The organism is Mesorhizobium sp. (genome assembly GCF_017306585.1).
Lineage (GTDB): Bacteria > Pseudomonadota > Alphaproteobacteria > Rhizobiales > Rhizobiaceae > Mesorhizobium.
The window spans coordinates 1-9,697 of the sequence record NZ_JAFKIC010000023.1; the positions used below are offsets into that span (position 1 = coordinate 1).

Consider the following 9,697-nt stretch of genomic DNA (forward strand, 5'->3'; position numbering starts at 1 on the left):
AGACAGCCCCGTGCAACTGTTCAGGTTGATGGTTCATCGGTGGGAAGGGACCGAGCCATGCCGCGGCCTGTCCCCGAAAGGGACGACCAGGATCCTCTCGGCCTCCTTCCCACTTCAAACCATACACCCGAACAAACACACAGGATCCTATGGTCTGCGCCGCGTCGCTTCGCTCCTTGCTCCGCCATAGGATGACGAAGTTCAATGGGCGTCGCCCTTACACGCAGAATCCCCTCTCGCACCATCCACCAGCCATCAATCGCCTACCCCCCAAAACTCCCCAGTCGCGTCGGCTGCGTGTAGTCGCGGTCGACATAGAGCAGCGCCGAGCCGCTGCTGCCGTGCCTGACATCGACGACGCGGCCGATCATCACATTGTGCGTGCCGACCACATGCACGTCCTCGATCTCGCAGTCGAAATTGACGATCGCGTCCGACAGCGCCGGCGTGCCGGAAGCCAGCGTCTGCCAGCGAGCCGAGGCATAGCGGGTCTCCATGTCGCGGATCGCGCCGGCGAACTTTCCCGCCAGGTGCATATGGTCATGCGTCAGCACGTTGACGCAGAAGCGCCGGTTGGCGAGGAACATGGCGGCCTGCGTCGAACGCCCGTTCATGCAGACAAGCAGCGTCGGCGGCTCGTCGGACACGCTGCACATGGCGGTGGCGGTGAAGCCGCCGCGTCCCGCCGGCCCGTCGGTGGTGATGATGTTGACGGGCGCGCAGACCCTTGCCATGGCGTCGCGGAAATCGGTTTTCGAAATCTGCGCGGCCATCGGCGTCATCTGGCCGTTGGGGTCAGCGGCGGCAGCCAGGTGTCGCCGGTCCAGCCATGCTCGTCATAGTCGGCCATGCAGCGGTCGACAAGTTCCTCCATCGCCTTCAACCGGCCGCCGCGTTCGGCGCCCTTCAGCACCTGCAGCCGCACCTCTTCCGGCGCGCCGGCATAGTTCAGCTCGTAGAGCGCGTGGCGGCCGCCGAATTCGGTGCCGGTCGCGTCCCACAACAGCTTCATGATCTTGATGCGCTCGACATGTCCCATGTCGTTGGAGCCGCGCACATATTGCGCCAGATATTTGTCGATTTCGGGATTGCCGAAGTCGCGGACCGATGACGGCAGGTAGATCAGCCCCGAGGCGATCACCCGGCGCACCGTATCGATGACACGCGGATAGGCTTCCGACATGAAAGTGCGGTAGGCGAGTGCCGCTTCGAGATTGGGCAGCACCGCGCCGTTTGCCCAAGGGATCGGGTTGTGGGCCATGGCGTTGGAGAAACTCCAGAACATGTGTCGGAGCGCGATGACCTCGCCAAGGGCGGCCTGGTTGCCGCGAAACGCGTCGCCGCCGGTGGCGCGCAGCGCCTTGGCCAGCAGGCCGGCGAGGAAGTCGAGCTTGACGGCAAAGCGCGTGCAGCCCTGGAAGCAGTAGCCGTGCATGAAGCCCGAGGCCGGGTGGAAGGACAGGATCTTCTGCGCGTCGCGCAGCACCAGCACGTCCTCCCAGGGGATGAAGACATTGTCGAGCACCAGGATGGCGTCGTTCTCGTCGAAGCGCGATGACAGCGGATAATCGAAGGGCGCGCCGACCGTGTTGGCCGTCTGCTCGTAGGAAACGCGGCAGAACATCTTTATCCCCGGCGCGTTCATCGGAACGATGAACATCACCGACAGCGAGGGGTCCTCGGTCACCGTCGCCGAGCTTTGCGCCAGGAAATTGTAATGCGTCAGCGCCGAGGACGTCGCCACCACCTTGGCGCCGGAGACATAAATGCCGGCATCCGTCTCCTTGGTAATGTGCACGAACACGTCCTTCACCTGCTCGGCCGGCTTGTGGCGGTCGATGGGCGGGTTGACGATGGCGTGGTTCATGAACAGCACGGCTTCCTGGGCGCGTTTGTGCCAGGCCAGCGCATTGTCCTTGAACGGCCCGTACCACTGCGCATTGGCGCCAAGCGTGTTCATCAGCGCCGCCTTGTAGTCGGGCGTGCGCCCCATCCAGCCATAGGACATGCGCGACCACTGCGCGATCGCCGTCTGCTGGGCGGCGAGTTCGGCCGACGATTTGGCGACGCGGAAATATTTGTGGGTGTAGCCGCCCGAGCCGGTATCGGTCGGCGAGGTCAGCGCCTCGCGCTGTTCAGGGTCATGCAGCGCATCGTAGAGCCGCGCCAGCGAGCGGGCCGAGTTGCGCATCGCCGGATGCGTCGTGACATCGGCAATGCGTTCGCCATTGATATAGACCTCGCGGCCGTCGCGCAGGCTCTCCAGATATTCGGCGCCGGTGAACGGGCGCGCCTTGTCGGCGCGAAAATCTTCTGACCGCATCATATTCCTCCACGAAGAGTTCGATCCTAGCGCCGGGGCTGCGGATCGGTTATGGACGGAACGGCAAAACCGATTGGACTTTTTCCGGCGCCATGAGCCAGAACTCCATTCCCGATTTCTTCGTCTATGGCGAGCCGGCCCGGCCGCTCGATGTCGGCTTCCTCCATGTCGAAACAGTTCTTGCGCGCGGCAGCATCCACCTTGGCGAGGTCGCCGCGCACAAGCATCCGCAAATGGGCCAGATCACCTTCTGGACCAGCGGCTCCGGTACCTATCGCATCGAGGATCGTTCCTGGGACTTTTCGGCGCCGGCCGTCAGCTTCGTGCCGAGCACCATCGTGCATGGCTTTTCGATCGGTCCCGGCACCGACGCGACCGTCGTCTCGGTCGCCGACGATGCGCTGGCCGTCCTTGCCGGCCACAGCCTGCTGCCGCTGGACCGCCCGGTCTTCGCCGATGGCCAGCCGGATCGCGTTGCGTGGAAAAGGCTGGCAGATGTGCTGGAGATGATTGCCGCCGAATATGCCGAGGCGCAGGCCGGCAGTGACAAGGTCCTGCCGTCTCTGATCGCCGCAGCGCTTTGCCATATCGCGCGCCTGAGCCCGGAGGTGAGGAATCCCGCCGGCTCGTCCGACGCCTCGCTGGCGCTCGGCCTGCGCCGTCTCGTCGACAGGCATTTTCGCGACAACTGGCCGGTCGATCGTTATGTTCAGGCGCTGGCCACGACACCGCACCTGCTCGACAAGGCCGCCCATGGGGTGCTGGGCAGCGGCGTCAAGCGCGTCGTCGGCGAGCGGCGCCTGCTCGAGGCCAAACGTCTGCTGCTGTTCACCGTGCGTACGGTCGAGGACATCGCCTACGAGATCGGTTTTGATGATCCCGCCTATTTCTCCCGCTTCTTTCGCGAGCGAACGGGCGAAGCCCCCGCCGCTTGGCGGCGGAGGCAGTTGCGGCGAGGTTGAGCCACCCTGCACTTTCCCGCTTGACTGACCCGCCGGAGCGAATACGCTAAGGCAAAATACCGGCTCTGATCGCCGGGCGGCAAATATGCCTCGTATGCCTCGCCCTTGCGGCGCTGGCTGCGGGGCATTGTCATTTCTGGGGTTCTGTTTGAAACGGCGTATCGAGATCGGCATCCTTTATTCGCGCTCGGGGAGCTACCAGCTCGTCTCGGACGCGTGCCGCGTCGGCGCCATGCGCGCCATCGCCGACATCAATGCCGACCGCGACCATGGCTTGGAACTGGTACCGGTTGAGCGCGATCCGCAAAGCAACGCCGATCGCTATGCCACGCTGTGCGAGGATATTTTCAGGACCAGCAGCGCCCGCCATGTCGTCGGCTGCGTCACCTCCTGGAGCCGCAAGGAGACGATTCCCGTCCTGGAGAAGGCGGGCGGCATGCTCTGGTATGCCTGCCCCTATGAAGGCTTCGAGGCCAACGAGCATGTCGTCTACATGCACGCCTGCCCCAACCAGCATCTGGTGCCGCTGATGGCCCATGTCGTGCCGCGCTTCGGCGCCAACGGCTTTCTGCTCGGCTCGAACTACATCTGGGGCTGGGAGATGAATCGCGTCGCGCGCGACCTGATCGCGGACGCCGGCGGCAAGGTGCTGGGCGAGCGCTATCTGCGCATCGGCGAGACTGACGTGTCGCGGCTGATCGGTGAAGTCAGGGCCACGCGGCCGAGCTTCATCCTCAACAATCTGATCGGCACCTCGTCCTACGCCTTCCTGGCCGCCTATCGCGATCTGGGCGCCGAGGATCCCGCCTTCAGCCCGCAAAACTGTCCGGTCATCTCCTGCAACCTCACCGAGGGCGAATTGCCGGCGATCGGCGAAAACGGCAGGGGCCACCTGTCGGTCGGGCCGTATTTCGCGCCACGGCCGGCGGCTTTCGCCTCGTCCTTCGAGGCCTCGGCCTATGCCTCGGTCCAGGTGATGGCCGACGTGCTGTCGCGCGATCCCCAGGCCGGCCCGGCTGAATTTTCAAAAGCATTTGCCGAGACGCGTTTCTCCACCCGCCTCGGGCCGATCGCCATCGACGCCCACACCCAGCATGCGACGCTGCCGGTCATCATCGGGCGCATCGCCGACGGCTATTTCGAAGTGGTCAGCCGGCAGGACGAGGTCGCGCCCGACCCCTATCTGTCGCGCTACGATCCCGCCAAAACCTTCGGCCGGCCACGCCTGAGGGTGGTGTCGTGACCAGGATACCGCGCATCCCCAATCTCGGCGGCGCCAAGGCGTTTGTCCTGCATCGCCCGCATCCCACAGTGCAGGCCATCACCAGGCAATTGTCGGCCATCGGCCTCGTCACGGTGGACTGCTGGCCGGAGCTTTTGCCGGAAGTACTCGCCGCCGATTTCGTCTTCTTTGACGCCGATCTCGGTTTCGACGAGCAGTTTCCCTGGAAGCCGGGCGAAGCGCCGATGCCGCTGGTGGCGTTGATCGGCTCGGAGGCGCCGGGCCGCATCGAATGGGCGCTGTCGCACAAGGCCGATGCCCAGCTCCTGAAGCCGGTCGGCAATGCCGGCGTCTACAGCGCGCTGCTGATCGCGCGGCAGAGCTTCGAGGCCCGCAAGCATCTCGCCGGCGAGATCGCGGCGCTGCGCCAGCGCGTCGCCGAGCGCCAGACCATCGTGCGCGCGGTGGCCGCGCTGTCGAAAGGCACCGACGACGGCCGCGCCTACGCGCAGCTGCGTTCGCTGGCGATGAGCTGGCAGATCAGCGTCGAGGATGCGGCGCGCCGCATCGTGGCGATGACGAGCCAGGACGTAGCGGACGACGACACGACGAGCGAAGAGGGCGGCAGTGACCAGTCCCATCGCGCCTGATCTTTCCGCCGGTCACATGCCGGCCAGGCCGCGCGCGGGCGTCTGGCGCCGGCTCGTGAAACGCCGCCTGGCGCTGCTTGGCCTGGTGATCGTCGCCATTGTCGTCGCCGGCGCTGTATTTGCGCCCTGGTTGACCGGCTACGACCCCAACGAACAGATGTTCGACGGCCTGACGATCGAAGGTTCACCGCTGCCGCCTGGCGAAAAATTCTGGCTGGGCACCGACCTGCTCGGCCGCGATCTGTTGACCCGCATCCTCTACGGCGCCCGCACCTCGCTGATCATCGGCATCGTCGCCAATGGCGTGGCCTTGCTGATCGGCACGCTGGTCGGCGTCACCGCGGGCTATTTCCGCGGCTGGATAGGCGGCGCGCTGATGCGCTTCACCGACCTGATGATGGCCTTCCCGGCGCTGCTGCTCGCCATCTGCCTGGCGGCGGTGTTCCAGCCCAGCCTGTGGATCGTGGCCATGGTGATCGCGCTGGTCAACTGGGTGCAGACCGCGCGCGTCATCTACACCGAGACCTCCTCGCTCGCCGAGCGCGAGTTCATCGATGCCGAGCGCACGATCGGCGCCGGCGCGCCCCGCATCCTGTTCCGTCACATCCTGCCGCATCTCCTGCCCACCATCATCGTCTGGGGCACGCTGGGCATCTCCACGACCGTGCTGCTCGAGGCGACGCTCTCCTTCCTCGGCATCGGCGTGCAGCCGCCGACGGCGTCCTGGGGCAACATCATCTTCGAGAACCAGACCTATTTTCAGGCAGCACCCTGGCTGGTGTTCTTCCCCGGCGCGGCGATCCTGGCCCTGGCCTTGGCCTTCAACCTGATCGGCGACGCGCTGCGCGACATCCTCGATCCCACGCAGAGAGGCCGGGAATAATGGGGGGCCGGTCATGATCGCTTATCTCGGCCGCCGGCTGATCCAGTCGGCCCTCATCCTGCTCGGCGTCTCGCTGATCACCTTCGCGCTGCTCTATCTGCTGCCGGCCGACCCGGTGCGCCAGATCGCCGGCCGCAGCGCCACCCCGCAGACGGTGGAGAATATCCGCCAGCAGCTTGGCCTCGACCAGCCTTTCATCGTCCAGTACTGGCACTATCTGACGAGGCTCGTCAGCGGCGATCTCGGCCGTTCCTACATCCAGCGCTCGGAAGTCACCGAACTCATCGTCTCGCGCCTGCCGGCGAGCCAGCTGCTGATGCTGGGCGCCATCCTGTGCGAATTGCTGATCGGCCTGACCATGGGGCTGGTCGCCGCCGTGAAGCGCGGCACCGCCACCGACCAGACCTTGATGGTCGCTTCGTTCGTCGGCGTCTCGGCGCCGCAATTCGTCGTCGGCCTGCTGCTGCTCTATGTCTTTGCGGTGCGTCTCGGCTGGTTCCCGATCGGGGGCTACGGCACCTGGCGCCATCTCGTGCTGCCGTCGCTCACCATGGGCATACTCGGCGCCGGCTGGTACGCGCGCATGATGCGCTCGTCGATGATCGACGTGCTGCGCCAGGACTATATGCGCACCGCGCGTGCGAAAGGTCTGGCGCGCGGCGCCATCCTGTTCCGCCATGCCTTGCCCAACGCCATCCTGCCGGTCATCGCCATGATCGGCATCGACATCGGCATCTTCATGGGCGGCATCGTCGTCGTCGAAAGCGTGTTCGGCTGGCCTGGCATCGGCCAACTTGCCTGGCAGGCCATCCAGCGCGTCGACATCCCCATCATCATGGGCGTCACGCTGGTGTCGGCCTTCGCCATCGTGCTCGGCAATCTCCTGGCCGACATCATCGCGCCCTTCATCGACCCCCGCATCAAGCTGAGATGAGCATCAAACTCAGATGAAACCAAGAAAACGAACAGAGAAAGGGAACACCAAATGAAAAAGTTTCTCGCATCGACAGTAGCCGCGTCGGCGCTCGCGCTCATGCTCGGCATGACCAGCGTGCGCGCCGAGGACACGATCGATCCCAACGCCAAGCAGGGCGGCGCCATCACCATCACCTACAAGGACGATGTCGCGACCCTCGATCCCGCGATCGGCTATGACTGGCAGAACTGGTCGATGATCAAGAGCCTGTTCGACGGGCTGATGGATTACGAGCCCGGCACCACCAACCTCAAGCCCGACCTCGCCGAAAGCTACGAGATCTCGCCCGACGGCAAGACCTTCACCTTCAAGCTGCGCCACGGCGTGAAATTCCACAATGGCCGCGAGATGACCGCCGACGATGTGAAATACTCGCTCGACCGCGTCACCAACCCGAAGACGCAGAGCCCCGGCGCAGGCTTCTTCGGCTCTATCAAGGGTTATGACGATGTCGCTGCCGGCAAGGCCGAAACGCTGTCGGGCGTCACCGTGGTCGACCCCTACACGGTCAAGTTCGAACTGACCCGTCCCGACGCCACTTTCCTGCATGTCATGGCCATCAACTTCTCGCACATTGTTCCGAAGGAGGAGGTCGAGAAATACGGCGCCGATTTCGGCAAGCATCCGGTCGGCACCGGCGCCTTCAAGCTCGCTGAATGGACGCTCGGTCAGCGCATCGTCTTCGAGCGCAACGCCGACTACTGGCACAAGGGCCTGCCGCATCTCGACAAGATCACTTTCGAGATCGGCCAGGAGCCGATCGTGGCGCTGCTGCGCCTGCAGAAGGGCGAGATCGACGTGCCCGGCGACGGCATCCCGCCGGCGAAGTTCCAGGAAGTGATGGCCGATCCCGAGCAGAAGGCCCGCGTCGTCGAGGGGGGCCAGCTGCACACCGGCTATATCACCATGAACACCACGATGGCGCCGTTCGACAATGTGAAGGTGCGTCAGGCGGTCAACATGGCGCTCAACAAGGCGCGCATCATCCAGATCATCAACGGCCGCGCCGTGCCCGCCAACCAGCCGCTGCCGCCGTCGATGCCGGGCTATGACAAGGAATACAAGGGCTATCCCTATGACGTCGCCAAGGCCAAGGCGCTGCTCGCCGAGGCCGGCCATCCCGACGGCTTCGAGACGCAGCTTTTCGTCATGAACACCGATCCCAACCCGCGCATCGCCCAGGCGATCCAGCAGGACCTGGCGGCGATCGGCATCAAGGCCAGCATCCAGTCCCTGGCCCAGGCCAACGTCATTGCCGCCGGCGGCGACAAGGCGGGCGCTCCGATGATCTGGTCGGGGGGCATGGCCTGGATCGCCGACTTCCCCGATCCGTCCAATTTCTACGGCCCGATCCTCGGCTGCGCCGGCGCGGTGCCGGGCGGCTGGAACTGGTCGTGGTACTGCAACAAGGATCTCGACGCCAAGGCGGCCGAGGCGGACTCGATCGTCGACCCGGCCAAGGCCGGCGAGCGCGACAAGATGTGGAGCGCCATCTACGAGAAGGTGATGGAGGACGCGCCCTGGGCGCCGGTCTTCAACGAACAGCGCTTCACCATGAAGTCGGCCCGCATGGGAGGCGCCGACAACCTCTATGTCGACCCGGTCCATATCCCGATCAACTACGACAATGTGTACGTAAAAGATGTGCAATAACTGCGACTACACCATCCACGGACGCCACCACCATTTCGGCTGGGACAATTCCTTTGTCCCGACCCAGCGCGCGGCGCCCGGCTCGACGATCGAGTTCCAGTGCCTCGATTCCTCGGGCGGCCAGCTGAAACCCGACAGCACGGTCGGCGACATCGCCAAGCTCGACTTCGGCCAGATCAATCCGGTCACCGGGCCGATCTTCGTCGAGGGCGCCGAGCCGGGTGATGCGTTGAAGGTGACGATCGAGATGTTCAAACCGTCCGGCTTCGGCTGGACGGCGAACATTCCCGGGTTCGGCCTGCTCGCCGACGACTTCAAGCAGCCGGCGCTCAACATCTGGAAGTACGACGCTGCTTCGCTCGAGCCGGCGCTGTTCGGCAAGAACGGCCGTGTGCCGCTGAAGCCCTTCGCCGGCACCATCGGCAACGCGCCGGCCGAGATGGGTCACCACTCGGTGGTGCCGCCGCGCCGCGTCGGCGGCAATCTCGACATACGCGATCTCGCCGCCGGCACGACGCTCTACCTGCCGGTGGAGGTGGCGGGCGCGCTGTTTTCCGTTGGCGACACCCACGCCGCGCAGGGCGACGGCGAGGTCTGCGGCACGGCGATCGAGAGCCCGATGGACGTCGTGCTCAAGCTCGATCTGGTCAAGGACGCCAGGCTGAAGACGCCGCGCTTCACCACGCCAGGCCCGGTGACGCGCCATCTCGACGCCAAGGGTTACGAGGTGACGACCGGCATCGGACCCGACCTGATGACCGGGGCCAAGGAAGCGGTCGCCCAGATGGTCGACCTGCTTGCCGGGCGCTATCAGCTCGATCCGGTCGAGGCCTACATGCTGGCCTCGGTGTGCGGCGATCTCAGGATCAGCGAGATCGTCGACATGCCGAATTGGGTGGTCTCGTTCTACTTCCCGCGCTGCGTGTTCGAATGATGTGGGGTTTGCGCCAAGGCACCCCCCTCTGCCCTGCCGGGCATCTCCCCCGCAAGGGAGGAGATCGGCAGTTTCGTTGCCGCGCCTACTCTTC

Annotated in this window: 9 protein-coding genes; 7 read left to right on the top strand and 2 right to left on the bottom strand. The window is 65.0% G+C overall.

Going from position 1 to position 9,697, the window contains the following annotated elements:
• Positions 1-263 precede the first annotated feature (263 nt).
• A complete protein-coding gene (locus J0I79_RS00725) occupies positions 264-773 on the bottom strand; it encodes a flavin reductase (protein ID WP_292854403.1) in 510 nt (169 codons plus the stop codon).
• Positions 774-778: 5 nt separating this feature from the next.
• Complete coding sequence (locus tag J0I79_RS00730; RefSeq protein ID WP_292854406.1) at positions 779-2,323, bottom strand: 4-hydroxyphenylacetate 3-hydroxylase N-terminal domain-containing protein; 1,545 nt, start codon at positions 2,321-2,323, stop codon at positions 779-781.
• 92 nt (positions 2,324-2,415) lie between these two features.
• Here J0I79_RS00730 and J0I79_RS00735 point away from each other — a divergent pair, with 92 nt between their 5' ends.
• From J0I79_RS00735 to J0I79_RS00765, 7 genes are all read left to right on the top strand, one after another.
• Positions 2,416-3,285, top strand: coding sequence for a helix-turn-helix domain-containing protein (locus J0I79_RS00735; protein WP_292854408.1), 870 nt, complete (start codon positions 2,416-2,418; stop codon positions 3,283-3,285).
• 148 nt (positions 3,286-3,433) lie between these two features.
• A complete protein-coding gene (locus J0I79_RS00740) occupies positions 3,434-4,528 on the top strand; it encodes a transporter substrate-binding protein (RefSeq protein WP_292854410.1) in 1,095 nt (364 codons plus the stop codon).
• Complete coding sequence (locus J0I79_RS00745) at positions 4,525-5,157, top strand: ANTAR domain-containing protein (protein WP_292854412.1); 633 nt, start codon at positions 4,525-4,527, stop codon at positions 5,155-5,157. The genes J0I79_RS00740 and J0I79_RS00745 overlap by 4 nt, the downstream gene beginning before the upstream one ends.
• Before the next feature lie 16 nt (positions 5,158-5,173).
• On the top strand, positions 5,174-6,040 hold the full coding sequence (locus J0I79_RS00750) for an ABC transporter permease (RefSeq protein ID WP_292854421.1): 867 nt from the start codon (positions 5,174-5,176) through the stop codon (positions 6,038-6,040).
• A gap of 13 nt (positions 6,041-6,053) precedes the next feature.
• Positions 6,054-6,974: an ABC transporter permease gene (locus J0I79_RS00755; RefSeq protein ID WP_292854414.1), complete on the top strand. Its 921-nt coding sequence runs from the start codon at positions 6,054-6,056 to the stop codon at positions 6,972-6,974.
• Between the two features lie 51 nt (positions 6,975-7,025).
• Positions 7,026-8,669, top strand: coding sequence for an ABC transporter substrate-binding protein (locus J0I79_RS00760; protein WP_292854416.1), 1,644 nt, complete (start codon positions 7,026-7,028; stop codon positions 8,667-8,669).
• Positions 8,659-9,603, top strand: a complete 945-nt coding sequence (locus J0I79_RS00765) for an acetamidase/formamidase family protein (protein ID WP_292854418.1) — start codon at positions 8,659-8,661, stop codon at positions 9,601-9,603. The genes J0I79_RS00760 and J0I79_RS00765 overlap by 11 nt, the downstream gene beginning before the upstream one ends.
• Positions 9,604-9,697: the final 94 nt, after the last annotated feature.